The organism is Flavobacteriales bacterium, assembly GCA_019694795.1.
In the GTDB taxonomy this organism is placed as follows: Bacteria; Bacteroidota; Bacteroidia; order Flavobacteriales_D; family UBA2798; genus UBA2798.
In genome coordinates, this window is record JAIBBF010000004.1 from 80,571 (window position 1) to 104,886 (window position 24,316).

At 41.9% G+C, this 24,316-nt stretch carries 21 protein-coding genes; 16 read left to right on the forward strand and 5 right to left on the reverse strand.

The window, feature by feature from the left end; translation table 11 throughout:
- Positions 1-227: 227 nt before the first annotated feature.
- The 5 genes from K1X56_02970 to fumC all read left to right on the forward strand — a co-directional run bounded on the left by K1X56_02970 (position 228) and on the right by fumC (position 4,741).
- Positions 228-1,043 (forward strand): hypothetical protein, encoded by an 816-nt coding sequence (locus K1X56_02970; protein ID MBX7093658.1) that lies wholly within the window; start codon positions 228-230, stop codon positions 1,041-1,043.
- A 145-nt stretch (positions 1,044-1,188) separates the two neighbouring features.
- On the forward strand, positions 1,189-1,752 hold the full coding sequence (gene efp / locus K1X56_02975) for an elongation factor P (protein ID MBX7093659.1): 564 nt from the start codon (positions 1,189-1,191) through the stop codon (positions 1,750-1,752).
- Between the two features lie 95 nt (positions 1,753-1,847).
- A protein-coding gene (prfB, locus tag K1X56_02980) for a peptide chain release factor 2 (protein ID MBX7093660.1) occupies positions 1,848-2,937 on the forward strand; the annotation gives its coding sequence in 2 pieces (ribosomal slippage) (positions 1,848-1,910 and positions 1,912-2,937; 1,089 coding nt in all).
- 4 nt (positions 2,938-2,941) lie between these two features.
- A complete protein-coding gene (gene arsC, locus K1X56_02985) occupies positions 2,942-3,295 on the forward strand; it encodes an arsenate reductase (glutaredoxin) (protein ID MBX7093661.1) in 354 nt (117 codons plus the stop codon).
- 48 nt (positions 3,296-3,343) lie between these two features.
- Positions 3,344-4,741 (forward strand): class II fumarate hydratase, encoded by a 1,398-nt coding sequence (gene fumC, locus K1X56_02990; GenBank protein MBX7093662.1) that lies wholly within the window; start codon positions 3,344-3,346, stop codon positions 4,739-4,741.
- A 65-nt stretch (positions 4,742-4,806) separates the two neighbouring features.
- Here fumC and K1X56_02995 read toward each other — a convergent pair whose 3' ends face one another.
- Both K1X56_02995 and K1X56_03000 read right to left on the reverse strand, forming a co-directional pair.
- Positions 4,807-5,295 (reverse strand): hypothetical protein, encoded by a 489-nt coding sequence (locus tag K1X56_02995; protein MBX7093663.1) that lies wholly within the window; start codon positions 5,293-5,295, stop codon positions 4,807-4,809.
- Complete coding sequence (locus tag K1X56_03000; protein MBX7093664.1) at positions 5,292-5,504, reverse strand: cation transporter; 213 nt, start codon at positions 5,502-5,504, stop codon at positions 5,292-5,294. Before K1X56_03000 ends, K1X56_02995 begins: the two co-directional genes overlap by 4 nt.
- Before the next feature lie 73 nt (positions 5,505-5,577).
- Here K1X56_03000 and K1X56_03005 point away from each other — a divergent pair, with 73 nt between their 5' ends.
- The 7 genes from K1X56_03005 to K1X56_03035 all read left to right on the forward strand — a co-directional run bounded on the left by K1X56_03005 (position 5,578) and on the right by K1X56_03035 (position 11,337).
- Positions 5,578-6,471, forward strand: coding sequence for a DMT family transporter (locus K1X56_03005; protein ID MBX7093665.1), 894 nt, complete (start codon positions 5,578-5,580; stop codon positions 6,469-6,471).
- A gap of 147 nt (positions 6,472-6,618) precedes the next feature.
- Positions 6,619-6,930: a 50S ribosomal protein L21 gene (gene rplU / locus K1X56_03010; protein MBX7093666.1), complete on the forward strand. Its 312-nt coding sequence runs from the start codon at positions 6,619-6,621 to the stop codon at positions 6,928-6,930.
- Positions 6,931-6,961: 31 nt separating this feature from the next.
- A complete protein-coding gene (gene rpmA, locus K1X56_03015; protein MBX7093667.1) occupies positions 6,962-7,222 on the forward strand; it encodes a 50S ribosomal protein L27 in 261 nt (86 codons plus the stop codon).
- Positions 7,223-7,356: 134 nt separating this feature from the next.
- Positions 7,357-8,625, forward strand: a complete 1,269-nt coding sequence (gene serS, locus K1X56_03020; protein MBX7093668.1) for a serine--tRNA ligase — start codon at positions 7,357-7,359, stop codon at positions 8,623-8,625.
- Positions 8,626-8,627: 2 nt separating this feature from the next.
- Complete coding sequence (locus K1X56_03025) at positions 8,628-9,194, forward strand: hypothetical protein (GenBank protein MBX7093669.1); 567 nt, start codon at positions 8,628-8,630, stop codon at positions 9,192-9,194.
- Complete coding sequence (locus K1X56_03030) at positions 9,191-11,011, forward strand: tetratricopeptide repeat protein (GenBank protein ID MBX7093670.1); 1,821 nt, start codon at positions 9,191-9,193, stop codon at positions 11,009-11,011. Before K1X56_03025 ends, K1X56_03030 begins: the two co-directional genes overlap by 4 nt.
- An 11-nt stretch (positions 11,012-11,022) precedes the next feature.
- Positions 11,023-11,337: a DUF4286 family protein gene (locus K1X56_03035; GenBank protein ID MBX7093671.1), complete on the forward strand. Its 315-nt coding sequence runs from the start codon at positions 11,023-11,025 to the stop codon at positions 11,335-11,337.
- Positions 11,338-11,345: 8 nt separating this feature from the next.
- On the opposite strand, the gene K1X56_03040 is transcribed toward K1X56_03035, so the two are convergent.
- A complete protein-coding gene (locus K1X56_03040; GenBank protein MBX7093672.1) occupies positions 11,346-14,228 on the reverse strand; it encodes an outer membrane beta-barrel protein in 2,883 nt (960 codons plus the stop codon).
- 195 nt (positions 14,229-14,423) lie between these two features.
- Between K1X56_03040 and rsmA the strand changes: the two genes are divergently transcribed.
- The 4 genes from rsmA (at position 14,424) to K1X56_03060 (ending at position 21,725) form a co-directional block, all read left to right on the forward strand.
- The gene (rsmA, locus tag K1X56_03045) at positions 14,424-15,188 is read left to right on the forward strand and encodes a 16S rRNA (adenine(1518)-N(6)/adenine(1519)-N(6))-dimethyltransferase RsmA (protein MBX7093673.1); all 765 of its coding nucleotides are present in this window, start codon (positions 14,424-14,426) and stop codon (positions 15,186-15,188) included.
- Between the two features lie 98 nt (positions 15,189-15,286).
- Positions 15,287-16,636 (forward strand): magnesium transporter, encoded by a 1,350-nt coding sequence (gene mgtE / locus K1X56_03050; GenBank protein ID MBX7093674.1) that lies wholly within the window; start codon positions 15,287-15,289, stop codon positions 16,634-16,636.
- Between the two features lie 2 nt (positions 16,637-16,638).
- Positions 16,639-17,580 (forward strand): hydroxyacid dehydrogenase, encoded by a 942-nt coding sequence (locus tag K1X56_03055; GenBank protein MBX7093675.1) that lies wholly within the window; start codon positions 16,639-16,641, stop codon positions 17,578-17,580.
- Positions 17,581-17,732: 152 nt separating this feature from the next.
- Complete coding sequence (locus K1X56_03060) at positions 17,733-21,725, forward strand: choice-of-anchor I family protein (GenBank protein MBX7093676.1); 3,993 nt, start codon at positions 17,733-17,735, stop codon at positions 21,723-21,725.
- A gap of 95 nt (positions 21,726-21,820) precedes the next feature.
- On the opposite strand, the gene eno is transcribed toward K1X56_03060, so the two are convergent.
- A complete protein-coding gene (gene eno / locus K1X56_03065; protein ID MBX7093677.1) occupies positions 21,821-23,107 on the reverse strand; it encodes a phosphopyruvate hydratase in 1,287 nt (428 codons plus the stop codon).
- Positions 23,108-23,166: 59 nt separating this feature from the next.
- Positions 23,167-24,294, reverse strand: a complete 1,128-nt coding sequence (carA, locus tag K1X56_03070) for a glutamine-hydrolyzing carbamoyl-phosphate synthase small subunit (GenBank protein MBX7093678.1) — start codon at positions 24,292-24,294, stop codon at positions 23,167-23,169.
- Between the last annotated feature and the right edge of the window lie 22 nt (positions 24,295-24,316).

The following is a 24,316-nucleotide window of genomic DNA, read 5'->3' on the forward strand; positions in this document are numbered from 1 at the left end:
AATACTCAGATTGAAACTTAATGTACAAGGCATTAATCCGTTTTTTAAAGAGGTTTATCAACTAAATGAAGGGGAGAACTTATGGTTGTTTACCGAAAATGTCCTTTGCCATAATTTAAACCGATTTCGTCCTTTTTTTTAAGCAGATCAACCATTCTTGCAAAATCGTTTAAACCTTTGGTACGTTTTTGGGTCTATATTCAGCGAACCAACAAAATCGAGTAACCATGTCCATGCAAAAATTAAGTGTAATCTCTTTTATAATACTCACCGTATTTTCATCCTGCCGCAAAGAAAGAGATACCGAAGATTTTCAAACGGTAAGTGATAATGCGCTTGCGGAGAATTCATTTAACGAGTTAAAAAATATTGCCGATGAAGCTTATTCCGGTAATATGGTCATCTACCGTTCCGCCATGGATACGCTGGTTTATGGCTGTGCAACCGTTATCAGAGATACCACCGGAAACGGGGGAACCATTACGGTAGATTTCGGTACAAGCAATTGTCAGTGCAACGATGGCAAAAACCGCCGGGGAAAAGTAATATTTACCTATACCGGTCCCTATCGCGATTCCGGTACTGTAATTACCCATACGCCGGATCAGTATTTTGTAAACGATAATCAGCTTACAGGTACTAAAACAGTTACCAATATGGGTCGCAATAATGCCGGTAATCTTTGGTATGCTATTCATGTGGATGGAACAGTGATTAAAGCTAATAATGGCGGAACCATCACCTGGGTGTCCGACCGTACCCGCGAATGGGTAGCGGGGGAGTCCACCGTGCTCAATATCTTCGATGATGCTTATCTGATCAGCGGAACTGGCAACGGCGTTGCTGCCAATGGAGAAAGCTTTACGGCTCAGATCATTACCCCATTGCGAAAAGAAATAGGATGTTATCACTTTGTGAGCGGTAGCATCAGCATAACACCGGGATCTCGTCCCACCCGCGTAATTGATTATGGAAACGGAACCTGCGATAACAATGCCACCGTAACGGTGAATGGAAATACGTATTCCATTCAATTGCCATAACCTGCTTTGTTTCCTGTAAAATGGGGCTTTTCCGAATGGAGGCCCCTTTTTTTATTCACAAGGTGATGAAAACAGCAGTCCGATTGTGCCTTGGAATTTGTCTTTTTGGATCATTCCTCTATTTTTGCACCTCAATTTTATCATTATGGCATCTACTGCAGATTTTAAGAATGGTCTTTGTTTCCGTTACAATACGGATTTAGTGACCATCGTTGAGTTTCTTCATGTTAAACCAGGTAAAGGACCAGCTTTCGTTCGTACCAAGCTGAAAAGTCTGAACACCGGAAAAATTTATGATATCACCTTTAACTCCGGTGTAAAAATTGATACCGTACGTGTTGAGCGCCGCAATGTTCAGTTTTTGTATAAGGACGAAGAAGGGTATCATTTTATGAATACGGACGACTTCGAACAAATCGCTGTACAGGAACACCAAATCAACTCGCCTCAATTTCTGAAAGAATCGAACGAGGCAGAGATGATGTTCGATACCGACGAAGAACGCGTTCTTTCCGTTGAATTGAAACCATTCGTAGAATTGGAAATTACCTATACCGAACCAGGTATAAAGGGTGATACTGCTACCAACACATTAAAACCTGCCAAAGTAGAAACCGGAGCAGAAGTACGCGTTCCATTGTTTATTAACATTGGCGACAAAGTGCGTATCGATACCCGCACCGGCGATTACATGGATCGCGTAAAATAATCAACATACATTCTACAAAGCCCTGCCAGTATTTGGTGGGGCATTGTTATTTAATACAGGGAATTTTCCCATAACAACAAAAGACCAACCAAGCCATGATCACAAGCGATCAATACTCCAAGCTGGTAGAGCGCGTTGAAGCGCTGAGGGGGTATCTTTGACATCGATAGAAAACTAATCGATATTCAGGAAGAAGAAATAAAAACCCAGGACCCCAATTTCTGGAACGATGCGGAGAAGGCAGAAACACTGCTGAAAAAGATTCGTGAAATGAAATTCTGGACCGAAGGTTATGCCAAGGCTAAAGCGCAGGCTGAGGATTTACAGGTGCTCTTAGATTTTCACAAAGAAGGCGGTGCTTCAGAAGAGGAAGTGGATGCACAATTTGCTGCAACTGTAGATACCATCGAAGAACTTGAATTCCGGAATATGTTAAGTGCGCCCGAAGATAAATCGAGTGCCATTTTACAAATCACCTCCGGTGCAGGAGGTACGGAAAGTTGCGACTGGGCTTCCATGTTGCTGCGGATGTACCAAATGTATGCGCAGAAAAAAGGATTTAAAGTCACCGAAATCGATCTTCAGGAAGGTGATGTTGCCGGTATAAAACAAGCCACCATCCAAATTGATGGTGATTATGCATTCGGAAATCTCAAGGGTGAAAACGGAGTACATCGCCTGGTGCGCATTTCTCCTTTCGATTCCAACGCAAAACGTCACACCTCTTTCGTTTCGGTTTATGTATATCCGCTGGTGGACGATTCCATCGATATCGTGGTTAATCCCGCAGACCTGGAATGGGATACTTTCCGTTCGGGTGGAGCAGGAGGACAGAACGTAAACAAGGTGGAAACTGCCGTGCGTTTACATCACAAACCATCCGGTATTATCATTAAAAATCAGGAATCACGCTCGCAGCATGACAATCGTGCAAAGGCACTTCAATTATTAAAATCGCAGTTGTTCGAAATCGAAATGAGAAAGCGAAGAGAAGCGGTGGATAAAATTGAAGCAGGAAAGAAAAAAATTGAGTGGGGTTCCCAAATCAGATCCTATGTACTGCACCCGTATAAACTGGTGAAGGATATGCGTACTGATTATGAAACTTCCGATACCGTTGGTGTTTTGGATGGTAAAATTGATGGATTCCTGAAATCGTATTTGATGGAATACGGTGGTAACTGATGCTATGAAAAAAAGTAAGTTCATCATCTACCACAATCCACGCTGCAGCAAAAGCCGTTGCGCACTCGATATTTTGCGCGAAAACGGAATTGAAGCACAGGTGGTGGAATACATGAAAGAAATTCCAACCCGCGAAGAATTTAAACTTTTACTGGCACGTCTTCATTTGGGACCCAAAGACATTTTGCGTACCGGCGAGGAACTGTTTAAAAGCAAGTTGAAAGGACTCCGTCTCACCGATGAAGAATGGATTACCATTATGCTCGAAAACCCGCAATTGATTGAGCGACCCATTGTTGTTAAAGGCAATAAAGGAATAGTGGCTCGTCCGCCCGAAAAAGTCCTCGAATTGATTTGAGTGGGATAAAAAGAAATGTAGTTTTACGTCAATATAAAAACAGCCGTTATGGAATTCAGAATTGAAAAAGACACCATGGGTGAGGTAAAAGTACCCGCCGATAAATATTGGGGTGCGCAAACCGAGCGTTCCAGAAACAATTTTAAAATCGGACCGGAAGCTTCCATGCCGAAGGAAGTGATTTATGCATTTGCGCATTTGAAAAAAGCAGCAGCCTATGCCAATCACGAATTGGGCGTTTTGGCCGTTGAAAAAAGAGATTTGATTGCGAAAGCCTGCGACGAAATTCTGGCGAAAAAACTCGACGATCAATTTCCGCTTGTTATCTGGCAGACCGGCTCGGGAACCCAGTCGAACATGAACGTGAACGAGGTAATTGCATATCGCGCTCATGTTATTTCCGGTGGTAATCTTAATGATGAAAAAAAGATCCTTCATCCGAATGATGATGTAAACAAATCGCAAAGTTCGAATGATACCTATCCAACGGCCATGCATATTGCAGCTTACATCGCAGCAGTGGAAGTGACTTTACCGGGAATGAAAAAATTGCGTGATACCCTTGCTAAAAAGGCACAGGAATACATGGGAATTGTAAAAACGGGACGCACTCACTTTATGGATGCTACACCGCTTACACTTGGTCAGGAATTTTCCGGTTATGTTCAACAATTGGATAACGGAATGCGCGCTATTCAGAATGCATTGGAAATGGTTCGCGAATTGGCATTGGGTGGTACTGCGGTAGGAACCGGACTCAACACCCCTAAAGGATATGATGTACTTGTTGCTAAAAAAATTGCAGACTTTACCGGTCACCCTTTTGTAACTGCTCCTAACAAATTTGAAGCACTCGCTGCTCATGATGCGATGGTTGAACTTTCGGGTGCATTTAAACGGGTTGCTGTTTCATTAATGAAAATCGCCAACGATATCCGCATGTTAAGTAGCGGACCGAGATGTGGTATCGGCGAAATCGTTATTCCGGATAACGAACCAGGGTCTTCCATTATGCCGGGTAAGGTTAATCCTACACAACCTGAAGCTATGACGATGGTAGCGGCTCAGGTAATAGGTAATGATGTTGCCGTTTCAATTGGCGGAAGCACCGGTCATTTCGAATTGAATGTGTTTAAACCTTTAATTGCAGCTAATGTGTTGCAGTCGGCTCGTTTAATCGGAGATGTATGTGTAAGCTTCAACGATAAATGTGCAGTTGGAATTGAACCAAATCATGCAGTCATTAAACAACATCTCGAAAATTCCCTGATGTTGGTTACTGCATTAAATACCCATATTGGTTATGAAAATGCAGCTAAGATTGCGAAGAAGGCGCATAAAGAAAATAAGACACTTCGCGAGGCGGCTATCGAATTAAATCTTCTTACTGATGAGCAATTCACAGAATGGGTTCGCCCGGAAGATATGGTTGGATCTATGAAATAATTCAATCGGAATAAATAAAAAAAGCGGGATGAAAATCCCGCTTTTTTTTATGTCTTAATACCTGATCAGAAAATCCATTCGAAGATGGAAAATAAGGAGAGGGAAGGACTGTTTTCCGTTGAGCTTCCGTTTCCGCCATCGGTGTTTACATTCGCATCATTGCTGATGGTTTTTTCTTCGGAGCTTTCTACGGTGTAAGCATGTTCGTTCACTTCTTCCACAGCAGAAATCATCTCATCGCGACTAACCACTTTCGAGTCGAATTTCACAATGGCATGGTTAACGTCGTTCTCTGCATTGAAATCCATTTCAAAGGATGCAACGCCTTCCATTTTCATTAATGTTTTTCTAACTGCACCAACACAATTTATTTCGCAGCTCATTCCCGAAATTCCTAAATCGGCAATCATATCCGGATTAACAGGTGCTTTTGGTGCAGCACTTGTTTCTTCTGTGGAATCTGTATTTTCGGTTTCCGGTTTTGTTTCTGCTCCACCGCATGAAATAAAAAATAATGTGGCGGCGAAAAATAAAGTTGAAATTGACTTCTTCATAATGACGCTGATTTAGCAGTATAAATTCCTGTTTCGTTAATGTCGCTGATTAATTTTTCTGTAGTGGTTTTGTCGCTCTCCACCCAAACTTTGCCGGACGATAAATCCACCTCAAAATGTTCGATTCCCTCACCACGGATGATGCGCTCAACGGCCATCTTACAGTGATTACAGGTCATTCCATCTACGCTTAATTCCATTTTTTCCATACTGCAAAAATAAATCGCAGGTTCCCCGTTTCCAACAACTAATCGATTTATCTTCGTCCACCTCAAATCAGCAATGGAAAAACCGCGTCCCCTATTATCTGTCCTGCTCCTCGCCGTTTTGGCGTTTACCTGGGGTAGTTCCTTTATTCTCATGAAGTTGGGAATGGAAGATGCAGCGGGGAATCCGGTTTTTTCTCCATTTCAGGTCGCTGCCATGCGCATGAGTTTTGCCTGTTGGCTGCTGTTGCCTTTTGCACTTTACCACATCCGCAAAATTCCATTCTCAAAATATCTGCCCTTGTTGGTGGTAGGAATGTGTGGTAATGCCATCCCCGCTTTTTTATTTACCACCGCCGAAACTTCAATAGCACCCTCTCTGGCCGGAATGCTGAATTCAACCACTCCATTATTTACGGTGATTATTGCGGCGCTCATTTTTAAGAACCGCTTTTCGAAGGCGAATTATCTTGGACTCACACTTGGTATTGCAGGCTCTGCCGGATTAATGCTGGCGGGGGGAACAGCGGCTTTTTATGGGGATATCGGTTCGAGTTTATTAATTCTTTTGGCTACACTTTGTTATGCCATCTCCGTAAATACCATTCGCAATTATTTAACCGGAATTCACCCAATAGGGGTGACCAGTGTTTCCTTTATGTTTTTCGGAATCCCATTAAGTTTATACCTGTTCAGTACCGATTTTATTTCGGTCCTTCAACATCACCCTTCAGGCAAATCGGCCCTGGGCTTTGTCAGTATTCTGTCCATGTTCGGCACCGCTCTCGCGGTGATTCTGTTTAATTACCTGGTCCGACTCTCCGGCGCCGTTTACGCGAGTACGGTGACCTATCTAATTCCCGTAACAGCCATTTTTTGGGGATTTTTACGGAAAGAACCCATTTTACCCATGCATTTCATTTCAATGGGGGTCATTTTAACCGGAGTTTACCTCATTAACCGAAAGTAATTACTTGTTTTTTAGTAGTTTATGGAGGATTTTTGCCCGGTCTCTAATATTTTCCACATCTCACTTGTGAATAAGGCTTGATTTTGATTACATTTGCAGCCCCTGTACAAAGCAGGGACTGATTTAAAAACCTAAAAAAACAAACCCATGTACGCAATCGTAGAGATAGCAGGGCAGCAATTCAAGGTTGCAAAAGATCAGCGTGTTTACGTTCACCGTTTAGAAGGCGAAGAAGGTGCGAAAGTTGAATTCGACAAAGTACTTCTCGTTGATAACGGCGGAAAAGTTAGCGTTGGCGCCCCGGCTGTAGAAGGTGCAAAAGTAACAGGTAAAATCCTGAAGCATCTTAAAGATGACAAAGTGATCATCTTCAAAAAGAAAAGAAGAAAAGGTTATAAAGTGAAGCGCGGACATCGTCAGTCGCTCACTCAGATTCAGATTTCTGACATCAAAGCCTGATAACATAAATAATTAAAAAAAGGATTAAGCCATGGCACACAAGAAAGGCGTCGGTAGTTCCAAGAACGGTCGCGAATCGGAAAGTAAGCGACTCGGAGTTAAGATCTATGGTGGTCAACAAGCCATCGCCGGCAATATCATCGTACGTCAACGCGGTACTGTTCACCATCCTGGTGACAATGTAGGTATCGGTAAAGACCATACATTATTTGCACTTGTTGACGGAACTGTTATGTTCCGCAAGAAGAAAGATAACCGTTCGTATGTAAGCGTTGTTCCTGCAGCGAATTAATACGAATACCCCCATTCGAAACCCCGTTGCACTGCTTCGGGGTTTTTTTTTGGGGAATTGTGAATGGAAATAAAAACATTTCATTCCCGAATTGAGCATTAACTTTTATTTTTACTACCTAAATACACCTGTCCATGTTAGAACTGAATTACCTGCGCGAAAACAAAGAAGAAGCTATTCAGCGGTTGAGTAAACGAAATTCCAATTTTAGTGCTGTGATCGAACAGATCCTGGCGATTGATGCGGATCGCAGAAAAACGCAAAATGAACTGGATTCGCAATTGGCAGAATTGAACCGTATTTCGAAAGAGGTTGGTGCTTTAATGCAACAGGGAAAAAAAGAGGAAGCGAATGCTGCGAAAGAAAAAACAGCGGAATTAAAAAACGGGACTAAAGTTTTTCAGGATAAACTGGCCGAACTGGAACAACAGCAACAACAGTTGTTATATACAGTACCCAATACACCAAATAACATTGTACCAGCAGGTAAATCCGCCGAAGATAACCTGGAAGTATTTCGCCATGGCGATATTCCTCAACTGGAATCAAAGCTTCCGCATTGGGAGTTGGCGGCAAAATATGATTTAATCGATTTTGAATTAGGCGTTAAAATCACCGGTGCCGGTTTTCCGGTTTACAAAGGAAAGGGTGCGCGCTTACAACGTGCCTTAATTAATTTTTTCCTCGATCGTGCAACAGCTGCCGGTTACGCAGAAACACAAGCACCTCACATGGTGAATGAAGCTTCCGGATATGGTACCGGACAGTTACCGGATAAAGAGGGACAAATGTATCACGTGGGTGTAGATAATCTTTATCTCATTCCTACCGCTGAGGTTCCGCTTACTAATTTGTACCGCGATGTCATTTTAAAAGAAGAAGATTTTCCGGTTAAGCTTACAGGATACACTCCTTGTTTCCGTCGCGAAGCAGGTAGCTATGGAAAAGATGTACGCGGATTAAACCGACTCCATCAATTTGATAAAGTAGAAATCGTTCAACTGGAGCATCCGGAGCGTTCGTACGAAACGCTGGATACGATGGTGGAGCATGTAAAAGGATTACTCAGCGATTTGGGATTACCATTCCGCATTCTTCGTCTCTGTGGCGGAGATATGGGTTTCACTTCTGCATTGACTTACGATTTTGAAGTGTATTCTACTGCACAGGAAAAATGGCTGGAAGTTTCTTCTACGTCTAATTTCGAAACCTACCAGGCCAACCGACTGAAACTTCGTTTTAAAGATAAAAACGGAAAAATCCGACTTGCGCATACCTTGAATGGTTCTGCATTGGCTTTACCACGCATCGTTGCTTCTTTGCTGGAAAATTATCAAACACCAAACGGAATTAAAATACCGGAAGTTCTGGTGCCTTACACCGGATTTAATATCATTAACTGATTATGAAAAAAACTGCAGTATTTAACGTATTCGTCCTTTTTGTCTACCTCATGTTTCCCTCTTGCGGAGGCATCGATTACAGCGCTGAAATTGCCCAACTCGATAGTTTGTCTACAGCCGTAACCAAAATGGAAGAAGCATTTAAAGCTGTAGATACCAATCGCCTTCGCGAAATCAGCATTGAGGCCAGTAATAACATCAACCGCATAAAAGAGGTGTATACTACCGACACGGTGAACATGAAAGAAGCGCGTATGATTACCACCTACAAATCATTACGCAAAATCGATGGCAAATCGAGAGCGGAAAGAGGGAAGTTATGGTCGGAAATCGCTTACAGTAAAAAACAATTATCCACGCTTACGGAGGACTTGAAAAACAGTCGCTTTGAAAAGGAGCTGGGAAAAAAGTATTTTATTGATGAGAAACTGGCAACCCAATCCTTGCTTGGTTCGTATGAAAGTTACCGCTTGAACATAGAATGGGCATTTCAAACATACGATTCGCTGCATCCTCTCGTTCTTGAGGTAATTGCTCGTCAGGAGCAGGTGCTTGAATCGAAAAAATGAAAAAGATACTGCTGCTTATTTTGATTCTGTGTCCATTCTTCGCAATGGCACAACCTTCCAATGACCAACAATTGGCCGTGCAGTATTTTCAGGCCGGCGAATACGATAAGGCAGTACTTTATTACGAAAAACTGTACAATAAAAATCAGGCCGATTTCTACTACAATTACTACGTAAAATGCCTGATTGAATTAAAGCAATACAAGGACGCCGAAAAAATAATCCGTAAACAACAACGGAAAAATCCGGGGAATCTGAAGTATTATGTCGACCTCGGGGAATTGTATAAAGTGCAGGATGATCCGGCAAAAGCAAAAAAGGAATTCGATAACGCCATAAAAGATTTAACAGCCGAAACACAACAGGTGCAAAATCTCGCTAACGCTTTTCGCGATAAAGGAGAATTGGATTATGCATTGGCGGCTTATGAAAAAGGAGATCGCCTTACAGGTGGAGTGCTTAAATACAGAATGCAAAAAGCGGAACTCTACAACATGAAAGGATTAACCGAACAAATGGTAGAGGAGTATTTATCACTGATTGATGATAATCCGAACAATATTACCAATGTAGAAAACCAGCTTTCATTTGCCGTTAATTTCGAAGATCCCGAAAATCCCCGCATCGAAGTATTGCGTGTCGCTTTATTAAAACGAATTCAAAAACATCCGGATAATTCATCTTACACCGAATTGCTTATTTGGTTTTTTCAGCAAAAGGGAGATTTAGCTTCTGCATTTAATCAGATTAAGGCGATTGATAAACGACAAAAAAAGGATGGTTACGAATTGCTGGATTTTGGCCGGCTTTGTAAATCAAATGAAGATTATGATTTGGCTGCGAAATGCTTCGATTATATCATCACCGAAAAAGGGAAGTCGAGTCCCTATTACCTCGAAGCAAAAATTGAAATGGTGGATGTACTTTCCAGAAAAGTGCTGGACCGCAGAATTTACGATCAAAACGATTTGCTTACACTTGAGAAATTGTACAATGAAACCTTACTTGAACTGGGAAAAAGTTCTTCTACTGTGGGATTAATCCGTGGTCTGGCTAAAGTGAAAGCCTATCACTTGCACGATAGTCAGGCTGCAATTACCTTATTATACGAAGCACTTAATCTCCCGGGAATTTCATTAATGACGGAGGCCGAGATTAAATTAGAAATGGCAGATGTTTTACTGATGCAGGGAAATATTTGGGATGCATCATTGTATTATTCGCAAGTGGAGAAAGCATTTAAGCATGAGCCAATCGGGCATGAAGCCAAATTGCGCAATGCAAAAATTTCGTTTTATACCGGAGATTTTTCCTGGGCACAGGCACAGTTGGATGTATTGAAAGCATCGACCTCTAAACTTATTTCCAACGACGCCATGCAATTGTCGCTGTTGATTACCGATAATCTGGGAATGGATTCCTTGCCCGATGCTATGAAGCTTTATGCAGAAGCAGATTTGCTGGTTTATCAGAATCGTTTTGATGAAGCTTTAAAAAAACTGGATACGCTCAACGGAAAATTTCCGTGGCATGGACTAGCCGATGAATCGCGTTTTCTTCGTTACAGAATGTTTATGCAGCAACGCGATTACGAACATGCTGCTGAAGAATTACAATTTATTATCGATAATTTTTCGCAGGATATATTAGGGGATGATGCCCTTTTCCGAATGGCGGAACTGGAGCAGTATTATTTTAATCAACCCGAAAAAGCGGCCGAGTTGTATAAAAAACTCATGTTCGACCATCCGGGAAGTCTCTATGTAGTAGAAGCCCGAAAACGATTCCGTACACTTCGCGGAGAAAAAATTAATTAAACAAATTGTCAATGATACTTTACAATGTAACCGTAAACATCGATCACGATGTGGAGCAGGAATGGTTGAAGTGGATGAAAGAAGTTCATATTCCGGATGTATTGCGTACCGGGATGTTTATAGAAAATAAAATTTGTAAGATTTTGGCAGAATCGGAAGGGGGGACGTCTTATTCTGTTCAGTATTTGTGTAAGGACATGCCTACTTTTCAGCAGTACGAAGAAACGTTTGCTCCTGCTTTACGTGCCGAGCACACAGAAAAATACAAAGGTAAATTCGTCGCCTTTCGCACTTTATTAGAAGTGGTGCATCACGATAAAAACTAAGAAGCGCATTAATGCTGATGCGGTGGTGGTCCGCCGTATTGACCCGGATATTGTCCCTGCGGTTTTTGATCGGTGGCCGATTGCTTTTTGAAATTGCGGAACGTATATGTGATCTGCAATTGAAAATAGCGGTTCATCACATTATTGCGGGTGTCTTCAATATACGTTTCGGTAACCGTACGATTAATGCTGTTGTTTTGATTCAGTAAATCGTATGCGATAATCCGAACATCGAGCAGACGATCCTTCAAAAATTTATATCCGAAGCCTGCATTCCACAAAACAAAATCGCGATTGTATTCTTTTTCCAATCCCCGATACATACTGTGTGTTACATCGGTTGCAAAAACAAATCCTTTACCAAACAACCAGTTTATTTTTCCGGTGGTGTTCTGGATATAATAATTGTTGTCGGAATTGGTTTGTAAAGTATTATTTACCACTGCGTAATTTCCGTTAAAGCCAAATGAGAAATCGATTTTTTCGGAGAAGTTGGAAGCGAGTGTAAATCCTGCTGTATAGGTGTAACTCGAAGCAAGATTTTTTTGGTCGTTTACCATACCGGGAGTCCGGAGGTAATTGATTCCTAAATTCAGATTTGCATTACTTTTTAAAGGCGCCATCGGGAATCCCCAGCTAAAGTAGGTGCGTAATTGCTGATTGCCGCTGAGATTGACATAGCGATTGTATTGAGCGCCTTTTTTTAATAATACATTTCCGTTAAGTAAGGTGTCGCTTTCTGCAATGAAGGCTGAATTACCAATGTAATTTTGCGTTAAACTTCCGAACATCATCCAGAAAATACTGGTGCCTTCTTCCACGTTCGATTTCATCCAGCGTCCGAATAAACGATGCGTGTAGGATTGAACTAAATCCGGATTTCCGCCTTTAAGTAAAAGGGTGTTGGTGTTGTCGATTACATTTTGCAACTGACTCGCCGTTGGTGCGTCGGTAGAAGTCCGGTAATTGAGCCGGATATTGCTTTGCTTGTTAAAGGCATAATACATCGACACCGTAGGCAAAACTGAGAGAAAATCTTTGTCCACATTAAACGCCACCGGATAGGTTTGATCGGAAGTAAGTGTAGCGTATTGTCCGTTTAACGTTACCTGGTAATTAAAATTATCGCCTTTGTTATACCGATAGGTTATGCCACCTTTTTGTGCAAAATACTGTGTTGCAAATTTGCTGGTTAAAGCAGTATCCAGAATGGTATGATCCGATACGGTTGAATCGTAACTCAAGGTTGTTTTTTCTGCCGTACTCCATGTGAAATTCGGATTGTAGGTGAATTGAAGTTGACCGAACTTACCTGCCGGTTCGGTATAGGTAATGTTTACTCCTTCATTGTGTGATGTGCTATTCTGGTCGTTTACCTGATCAAGTACAATTAAACTATCGGTAGAAAAATAATAGCGGTTGGTAGAATTCAGGTAACCATTTCCACTTTTGTTATTGATGTCGGTGGTCCACTCTGCCGAAATGGTTCTGCCTTTTTTCTTTAGTCGCTTACGATAAGTAATGTTATTGTTAAAGGTGTAACCCTCCATGCTGGTTCCATTCAGATTTTGCATAAAGGATTCAACAATATTTTCTGCACGGTAATTATTTCCGAGTACGCTCGCATCATTGGATGTTTGCTGAAAACTTCCCTTTGGATTCCACGATAATACGGAAGTGCTATCCAGGGGTAAATCCAGACGTAGATTCACTCGGTGATTCCAGGTGAGATTGGTGGTGGAACTGTTTTCTAAATAATTCAGAAGAGAATCGGAAGAATAAATAAAGTTCCTGTTGAGTTCTGTGAGTTGTAAACGATCGGTGTAATTCCCGAAATAACTTCCCGTGAATTTTCCTTTTTTAAAAATATTATTGGTAAAGTTTATTCCTAATGAATGAGTGGTAGCCACACCGTTTTGGTTTCCGGACAAAAAATTACTGCTCTGTCCGTAACCGCCGTAACCGCCACCGGGACCACCTCGTCCTCCTCCGGGTCCACCTCTTCCTCCGCCGCCACCTGAAGAACTGCTGTTAATGCCTAATAAATCTTCAGTAGAAAAATTTTGTTGGTTGATGTTGTTACTCATTCCAACAAATGAAAGTTTTCGGTTGCCTTTAAAATAATTTAAACTGAAGCCTGCATTGTAAAGCAGATCTTCCATTTCTTCATTGCTCCCTGCAGCAGCATAATACTTTCCGAAACTTCCATCGCCAATGGCTTGATTAGTGATGATGTTTATGGTACGTGTTCCTGATCCGTCGTTAAATCCGGTAAAGGCGGCCTGGTCGCTTTGCTGATCGAAAACCTGGACTTTGTCGACCATATTCGCAGGAAGATTTTTCAGTGCTGCATTCGGGTCATCGCCGAAATAGGGACGACCATTCACCAATACGCGTTTCACATCTTCGCCATTCACTTTCATGGTGCCGTTCTCTTGGGTAACACCGGGCATTTTTTTCACCAGGTCTTCTGCAGTGGCATCCGGATTCACTTTATAGGCAGCGGCATTAAATTGTGTGGTGTCGCCTTTAATTTCTACCCGTACAATGCGTTCTTCAACGGTAACATCACTTAATTCGGTTGAAGCAACATCAAGTGCAAGGGTACCCACATTTACATCCGAAAAGGTAAATACAGAGTCCTTCACCAGGGTGGCATAGCCAATAAATGAAGCTTTAAGTATATAGCGACCTCGGCGGACATTTTCAATGGTGAATTTTCCGTTTCCGTCGGTAATGGTTCCTTTGCGAATAGAACTGTCGCGTGCGTGAACCAATAAAATATTAGCACCCGGTAAAGGTGTTCCGCTGATTTTGTCAATTACCGTTCCGCTTACCGAATAAGTTTCCTGTGCCATCACCGGGGTGATGAAAGAAAACAAGAGCATCATGAAAAAAAAGCGGCTGAAAGATGAATTGGACTGCATGTTGATTTAGACGGCTAAATGGTCCTTTGGTTTAATGGGAAGGACTTTCAAGTGATAAAACTACCGATTTTCTGCCTACATGGTATTATTTTGGGATGAACGGTTGGGAATATCGACAAGAAATGGTTTTTCTGCGTTCAATAAGTGTATTTTTGAGCAATGGTTCGACCGAAAAAACATCTGGGGCAGCATTTTCTGCACGATAAAAACATTGCGGCTAAGATTGCCGATTCCTTAACCCTCTATGGGAATTATAAAAAAGTACTGGAGGTGGGTCCCGGTACCGGAGCACTTACCCAGTTTTTATTGCAGAAAAAGGAATTTGAAACATCGGTGATTGAGGTAGACATTGAATCAGTAGAATACCTCAAGGAACATTATCCCCAATTAAAGGACCGGATTCATTTTCGCGATTTTTTGCGTTTGGATTTGAATGAATTGTTTTCGGAACCGGTGGCCATTGCCGGAAATTTCCCTTATAATATTTCATCGCAGATAGTGTTTAAAATTATTGAGCATAAAAATCTTGTCCCCGAAATGGTTGGCATGTTTCAGAAGGAAATGGCAGAACGGATTGCGGAAAAACCGGGGACAAAAACCTATGGGATCATTTCTGTTCTTACCCAGGCTTTTTATCGCGTTGAATATTTATTTACGGTGCACGAAAATGTTTTTACACCACCACCTAAAGTAAAATCGGCTGTAATTCGTTTACAACGGAATGATACCCAACAATTGGGATGCGATGAAAAGTTGTTTGTCCGCGTAGTAAAGACTGCATTTAACCAGCGACGAAAAACCATTCGGAATTCGGTGAAGCAGCTTAATCCCGATAAAAAGGAACACCCCTATCTGGATTTACGTCCCGAACGCTTAAGCGTAGAACAATTTGTGGAATTGACCAATTTTTTAGATCCGAAATAGTTCCCCTTACTGAGAGCGATTTCCCAATTAGAAACTGATTTCATTCTAATTTAACAAGCCTGCTCCGATTTTACGATTGCAAGTCCTATCTTTGTGCTATGCAATCTCCCATCACCCGTGAGTTAATAGAGCAATTAGGTGAGGCCATTTCTAATGGAAATGATGGCTTTATTTTATCGCGGTTAAAGGACCTCGATGGGGTGGATATTGCCGAAATCATCAATGAGCTGGAAACCGACGACGGGAAATATGTTTTTCGTCTGCTCGAAAACGAACAAGCTGCCGATACTCTGGTGGAGCTGGATGATGATGTTCGTGAAGATTTATTAGAGTCGCTTACCACCAAAGAAATTGCCGCGCATATCGAGGAAATGGATTCGGATGATGCGGCGGATGTGGTGGGTGAATTACCAGAGGAGAAACAGCGTGAAGTAATTTCTCAAATAGAAGATAAGGAGCAGGTAAGCGATATTGAAGCGCTGCTTCATTATGAAGAGGGAACAGCAGGTGCACTGATGGCGCGTGAGTTTGTAAAAGCAAACATCAACTGGCCGGTAGATCGTTGTATAGTTGCACTGCGAAAACAAGCACAGGAAGTAGAACATGTGTACACCATTTATGTGGTGGACGATTCCGATAAGTTACTCGGATTACTTTCTTTAAAATCATTATTGGTAGCGAGTCCAAAACAAACCATTGGCGAGTTATATACACCCAATGCCCGATACGCTAAAGCGATTCAGTCCACCGAAGAAGCCGCTCGCCTGATGGAAAAATACGATTTGGTGGTTCTGCCGGTGGTGGATGACAATAATGTATTGTTAGGGAGAATTACCATCGATGATGTGGTGGATGTGATTAAAGAAGAAGCTGAACGCGATTATCAGTTAGCTTCCGGTTTATCTGAAAAAGTTGAATCGTCCGATACCGTGTGGGTAATTTCCCGTGCGCGTTTGCCCTGGTTAATCATAGCCATGATGGGTGGAATTTTAGGTTCGATGGTCATTGGTAATTACGAAGGAGAAATTCAGATTCATCCGGAAATGGCCTTGTTTATTCCACTCATTGCTGCCATGGGAGGAAACGTTGGAATTCAATCCTCAGCTATCGTTGTGCAGGGTTTAGCCAATGGCGAAGTTGAAATGCAGGGAATGGCGGGACGATTACTTAAGGAATTAGTTGTTGGTTTAATCAACGGATTAATTTGCGCTTCGGTTATTCTTGGATATAATATTTTAATGCAGGATTCCCTGAATCTTGCACTTACGGTTAGTATTGCTTTGTTAACCGTTATTTGTTTTGCCGCTGTATTCGGAACTTTTGTTCCGCTGGCCTTAAATAAATATAAAGTAGATCCTGCATTGGCAACGGGTCCCTTTATTACAACCACCAACGATATCCTTGGTGTGTTTATTTACTTTTTAATGGGACATCTATTGTATTTCTGATTATGAAAGTTTGCTTCATCGATACGGTTCATCCTGTTTTAAAAGAGCGTCTCGAAGCGAAGGGAGTGAAATGTGTGATGCATACGAGTACGAGTCAACCCGAACTGGAGCAGTTAATCGGAAGTTACGACGGGATTGTGATTCGTAGCAGAATAAAAATGGATCGTCAGTTTTTAAGCAAGGCCGTTCAATTAAAATTTATTGCGCGTTCCGGTGCAGGGATGGAGAATATTGATTTGGATTATTGCAAGCAGCGCGGTATCGTTTGTTTTAATTCTCCCGAAGGAAACAGAGATGGAGTAGGAGAACAAGCCATTGCTATGCTTCTAAGTTTGTTTAACCACCTTTTGCGTGCCGATCAGCAGGTTCGGCAAGGAATTTGGGATCGTGAGGGTAACAGAGGTTATGAGTTGTCAGGAAAAACGGTGGGGATTATCGGATTCGGAAATATGGGAAGCGCTTTTGCGAAAAAACTAACCGGATTCGATTGCCGCATTTTAGTACACGATAAATATAAAAGCGGATTTGCAACTTCCACCATCGAAGAAGTTTCGCTGGATCAACTAAAGGAAGAAAGCGATATTATCAGTCTGCATTTACCTTTAACCGAAGAAACACATTATTATGTGAACGATACCTTTATCCGTTCATGTAAAAAATCATTTTATCTGATTAACACTGCACGTGGAAAAAATGTAAATACGGCAGCGCTGGTGGAGGGATTAAAATCCGGAAAAATACGGGGAGCGGCCTTAGATGTTTTGGAGTACGAACATTCATCGTTCGAGAAAATTGATGCTTCAGAATTTCCGGAACCGTTTAAATTTCTGATACAATCCGATAAAGTTGTGTTAACACCACACATTGCGGGGTGGACATTTGAATCCTACGTTAAATTATCATCATTCCTGGCCGATAAAATCATAAGTTATTTCGGACTATAATGAAATTCCGGTAAAATATCCGGTGTCTTTTACTTCCAATTTCTAAACGCTGAATTCGTTTTGAGTTTTACTTTTTAAACTAGAAGTAAAACAAATTCACCATCCAGTTAAGAGTATCGTTCCAATTTTGCGTCAACCAAATAATACGTGAAATGAAACGAACTTTTAAAAAATTGAAACAACGCTTAGGCTTTGTGTGCGGACTCCTCTACGGTGTTCCGGTAGTGGCACAGGGTCCCGGTCTTGTTATTTCAGAATTTCTTGCCAATCCTGCAGGAACCGATTCTCCATTTGAATATGTAGAATTAGTTGCAACACGAAACATCGATTTTAGTGTTACACCTTACTCTGTTATTGTATGTAATAATGGAACAGCAAATGCCAATGGATGGATTGCAGGTGCAGGAATTTCCTATGCCTTTCAAATCAACTCCGGTACGGTTACATCAGGAAGTATAGTTTATGTAGGAGGTGATCAGATGGCGATTACCGGTACAAAATTGAGAGTGATTAATACTGCCACCACAGCTGGTGATGGTCTGGGCAATGCGAATGCTTCGGGTGTTATTGGTAATGGTGGTGCAAATGCGGATGGAATTGCGGTATTCAATTTACCGGTGAGTTCCATCACCTCTTCTACTGTTCCTGTAGATGCTGTTTTTTTTGGAACAGGCGGAGGAACTGCCGTGGTGAATGGTGGATTGGATGGTTATCAACTTCCGGTAAATGATTTATATGCCGGAGGAAAACTGCAAAGCACCAGCTTTTTTGCACCTGATCCTGCATCGGGTGTTGCTGTTTTTGCAAATGGAACATACGATTTATCGACCGGAAATTTTAGCACGATTCGTTCATGGTCAACCGGCGCCATATCCGATGGTACAACAGGTATTACATTAAGCGCATCATTAACTCCTGCCACCGTATCGTTTACCGTAACTAATCAAACTGTAAATGAAAATGCAGCTACTGCTACAATAAATGTTGCGGTAAGCAATTCAAATGCGAGTCCTTCGTACATCGATTTTACAGTTAAAACACTTTCCAGTGCGAGTCGTCCTGCCGATTATTCCATTTCAAATTTTACATTGACCATCCCTGCAAATACTTCAGGAAATGTTCCCTTTACCATAGCTATTACCGACGATGCCCTTGTTGAATCGGATGAATTTGTTGTGGTGCAAATGAACGGTTTTCAAAATGCAGTTGCAGGTTCAAATAATTTACACGCTTTATATATCCGCGATAACGATAATGCAGCGCCTGTTGCAAATAATGAATTGGTATTAACCTTGCTTCATTCATTTTCAAATGGAGTTGCAGGAACAAATTCTGCAGAAATTGTTTATCACGATCCAGGCACTCAACGTTTATTTATTGCGAATTCGGTTGGTAAAAAACTGGACATCGTTAATTTTTCAAATCCTTCAGCTCCTGTTCTTATCAATTCGGTGGATATAACTCCCTATGGAAATATAAATAGTGTAGCAGTAAAAAATGGATTGGTTGCTGCTGCTGTAGAAGATATTAATCCGCAAGATTCCGGTTGGGTAGTGTTTTTTGATGCTGCAGGAACTTTTATCAAGAAAGTTCGCGTTGGAGCAATGCCCGATATGATTACGTTTAATCACGCAGGCACCATGGTGATTACTGCCAACGAAGGAGAACCAAATGCTGCTTATACCGTTGATCCGAATGGATCCATTACCACGGTAGATTTAAGTGCGGGAATCGCAGCGGTAGATCAGTCGAGTGTTACGTTTATCAATTTTACGGCCTTTAACGGACAAGAAGCTTTATTGCGTTCGCAAGGGATTAGGATTTTTGGTCCGGGTGCCAGCGCATCGCAGGATTTGGAGCCGGAATATGTTGCGGTGTCCGAAGATGATCAGTCGGCATGGATCACTTTACAGGAAAATAATGCAGTAGTCAAAATCGATCTTGTTACAAAAACTATCACCGGCATTTTCCCTTTAGGTACAAAAGATCATTCACTGATCAATAACCGTATGGATATTTCGAATCAATCCGCTGCCGCTAATTTATCCAACTGGCCGATTAAAGGATTCTATATGCCGGATGCGATTGCACAATTTTCGGTGGGAGGAACAAATTATTTCATCACCGCCAACGAAGGTGACTCCCGTGCTTATACCGGATATAGCGAAGAAGTTCGTATTTCATCTGCCAATCTTGATCCGACTGTTTTCCCTTATGCATCGGATTTAAAGAAAAATTATCTGGCTGGTCGCTTAAACATCACCACTGCTAATGGTGATATTGATAATGATGGTGATTTAGATGAAATCTATTGCTACGGCGCTCGCTCTTTTAGTATTTGGAATGGAAATACCGGTGCAATGGTTTATGATTCCGGTGACGATCTTGAACAAATTTCATTGAATCACCCATTGTATTCCGCATTCTTTAATGCATCGAACAGCGGTGCTGCTGTGGTGAAGGACAGAAGTGATGATAAAGGTCCGGAACCTGAAGGTGTAACTGTTGGATCGGTAAATGGACATCAATACCTTTTCCTTGGATTGGAACGTATCGGTGGTGTAATGGTGTTTAATATCGATAATCCAACATCACCGCAGTTTGTCACCTATATGAACAACCGTACAGGAAATGGAAGTGGTCCTGATTTAGGTGCTGAAGGAATTATTTTTATTCCCGCGTCGCAATCGCCCAATGGAAATGATTTAGTCATTCTCGCAAACGAAATATCTAGTACACTTTCCATTTATCAGGTACAAACCTGCGAGGCGACTTTACCTATGACCATCAACGCTGCTTCTTCTACAAGTTTTTGCAGTGGAGAATCGGTTGATCTTACACTTGCCAACAGTGCGGGTCACACCATTCAATGGTTACAAAACAATGTTGCTCTTTCAGGAGAAACTTCAGCAACCATTAACATTGATGCTGCCGGAGATTATGCCGTAAAAGTGACATCCAACACCTATGGTTGTACCGATACCAGCGCTGTACAAACGATAACAGTTTTTACATTACCAACAGTAGTGGCCAATGTAAGTGATGCATCTATTTGTATTGGAGATTCAGTACAATTTACCGGTTCAGGAGCGCAGTCCTACACCTGGGATAATGGAGTAACCGAAGGAAATTACTTCACTCCAATGGCAACTGCAACGTATCAGGTAACAGGAACCGATGTAAACAATTGCTCTGCAACAGCAAGTGTTGATGTAACGGTGAATTCACTTCCATCGGTAATGGCTTCTGCAAGTATTAATCCTGTTTGCGAAAACTTCTCTACTGTATTTACAGGAAGTGGAGCACTGACTTATACCTGGGATAATGGAATTATAGATGGACAATCCTTTACGGCTTTAACCACAACTACGGTAGGTGTTTTAGGAACAGATGCGAATGGATGCAGCGATAGTGCATACGTAACACTGCAAGTAATTCCCGCACCCCAGGTAACGGCTTCTGTAAGTTCCATCGAAATTTGTGAAGGAGAATCGGTTGTGTTTAACGGATCCGGTGCGGTTTCATATTCCTGGGATAATGGTGTTACTAACGGACTCCCCTATACTCCTTCTGCAACGCAGAGTTATACCGTAACAGGAACAGATAATAATTGCTGTACCGCAAGCGATCAGATTTCGGTTACTGTTCACCCGCTTCCTTCAATGCCGGTAATTACAGCTAACATGAATGTATTGACATCAACTTCTGCTAACAGTTACCAATGGTATTTAAACGGAAGCTCGATTGGTGGTGCCAATGCACAAAGCTATACGGCTACTTCCAATGGTAATTATTCAGTAGAAATCACGGATCAGTTTGGTTGCTCCAATTCATCTGCTGTATTCGTGTTTAATAGTTTAGGATTAAATGAAGCAGATATCATTGCACTTCAGGTTTCTGTTTTTCCTAATCCATTCAACAACGAAACTACATTACGGATTATCGCAGATAAAAACAGCAATGCCATTGTTCGTGTTCAGGATGCGATAGGAAGAGAGTTATCAGTTCAAAACATCAGTTTGCTTTCCGGACAAAATGATATTCGTTTAAATGATCGTCATTTTTCCGATGCAAGTGGTGTATTGTTCCTGAGCATTCAAATCGACAACGAAATAAAAACCATGCGTATCGTTCGCATGCATTAATACAGGGTTTGATTCCGGTTGAGAGAGGACCGGATAGAACAAAACGAAAAGGGGATTTCAAATTGAAATCCCCTTTTTATTTTTTTATTGGTTTATTATCTGCTGTAACGGAAATTTTTTCCAGGGTAAATAGCAGATGGACCTAACAATTCTTCAATACGAAGTAACTGATTGTATTTTGCAATCCGGTCGGAGCGTGAAGCAGAACCGGTTTTAATCTGGCCACAATTCAATGCCACGGCAAGATCTGCAATGGTTGTGTCTTCTGTTTCACCGGAGCGGTGCGACATAATGGAAGTGTATGACCAATTTTTTGCAAGTTCAACGGCTTCTACGGTTTCAGTTAATGTCCCAATCTGATTCACTTTTACAAGAATAGAATTAGCTACACCTTTTTCAATTCCCTGCGCTAAACGTTGGGTGTTGGTTACAAATAAATCATCGCCTACTAATTGAACGTGACTACCAATTGAATCGGTCAGTTTTTTCCAACCATCCCAATCGTCCTCTGCCATTCCGTCTTCGATAGAGGCAATCGGATATTTTTTCGACCATTCCGTCCAGTAGTTCACCATTTCATCGCTGGTGTATTGCTTGCCGGTGGATTCGAACAAGTATAATTTTTTCTCCGGATTGTAGAATTCAGTCGATGCGGCATCCAAAGCAATCAGAATATCTTCTCCCGGTTTGTAACCTGCAGTTTCAATGGCTTTCAAAACGGTTTCAATGGCTTCTTCATTCGAACTTAAGTTGGGAGCAAAACCACCTTCGTCACCAACATTGGTGCTATGTCCTGCTTTTTTAAGCACAGCTTTAAGGTGATGGAAAATTTCGGTTCCCATACGTAAGGCATCACTGAAACTTTCTGCACCAACCGGCATCACCATAAATTCCTGAATGTCTATTTTATTATCGGCATGCGCACCTCCGTTGAGGATGTTCATTAATGGAATGGGTAAGGTACATGCATTTACTCCGCCTACGTAACGGAAAAGCGGTAAACCGGCTTCTTGTGCTGCTGCTTTTGCGCAGGCGAGTGAAACACCTAAAATGGCATTCGCACCGAGATTGGCTTTATTTGGAGAACCGTCAAGTTGAATCAGTAATCGGTCAATGATATTTTGATTGAACACCGGTAATCCCTGCAATTCTTTATTGATGGAATCATTTACATTTTGAACGGCTTTTGTAACGCCTTTACCCATGTAAACTTTCTTATCTCCATCGCGCAATTCAACGGCTTCGTGTGCTCCGGTTGATGCACCGGATGGAACAGCGGCTCTTCCTAATACACCATTGGTGGTGATTACATCAACTTCTACTGTGGGATTCCCTCTCGAATCGAGAATTTGTCGGGCTTCAATTTGCGCAATGGTGCTCATGTGTTGGGATTAAAATATGAATTGAAAAAAATGAAACGCGTAAAAATGGTGTTTATCTGTTAACTCACTTTTTGTTTTGCTGCAACATAGGTTTTTATGTTACTTACAAAATCATCAAAAAGGTAGCGCGCATCCAGTGGTCCGGGTGATGCTTCCGGATGGTATTGTACGGAGAATACAGGCTTGCCTTTTAACCGCAATCCTGCAAGTGTGCCATCATTCAAATGAATATGCGTCACTTCAATATCCTCCCGTTTTTTTGCTTCTTCCATATTCACCACAAATCCGTGGTTTTGTGAAGTGATTTCAGATTTTCCGGTAATCAGATTTTTGATGGGGTGGTTGATACCGCGGTGACCATTATGCATTTTTTTGGTGCTGAGTCCTTGCGATAAGGCCATCACCTGGTGACCCAAACAAATTCCAAATACAGGAATGCCAGAAGCTACAATCGATTTTACTTTTTCAATGGTGTCGGGCATGGCAGAGGGATCTCCGGGACCATTACTCAACATGAAACCGTCGGGTTCAAAGGCTTTCATTTCTTCCAATGAAGCGGTCATTGGAAATACCTTTACATAACATCCGCGCTCGGTTAAGCAACGAACTATATTTTTCTTTACACCGATATCCAAAAGCGCTACTTTATAAGGAGCATTGGCATCACCGGCAGTATATGCTGTTGTTGTGGAAACCCGCGAAGAAAGTTCGAGTCCGTCCATGGAAGGAACCGACTTCAATTTTTCTTTTAACACCTCTACATCCAGAATTTCCGAAGAGATAATGGCATTCATCGCTCCCGCATTGCGGATGTGGCGTACCAATGCGCGCGTGTCGATTTCGCAAATACCTACAATGTTGTCGCGTTCGAAATAGGTTTGCAGGGAACTTTCGCCGGAGGGACGTGAATAATTCGGAGAGAATTTTTTACAAACGAGTCCTGAAATTTTAACTCCCTCAGATTCTACTTCATCCTTGTGAACCCCATAGTTTCCGATGTGCGTACTGGCCATTACTAAAATCTGACCGAGATACGAAGGGTCGGTAAAAATTTCCTGATAGCCGGTCATTCCCGTATTGAATGCGATTTCACCGGTTGTGGTGCCAATAACGCCACAGGCTTTGCCCTGGAAAACGGTACCATCCTGAAGAACGAGGAGAGCTGATGGTTTCACTTGGTATTTCATGGGGGCAAATATAGAAAGCGAA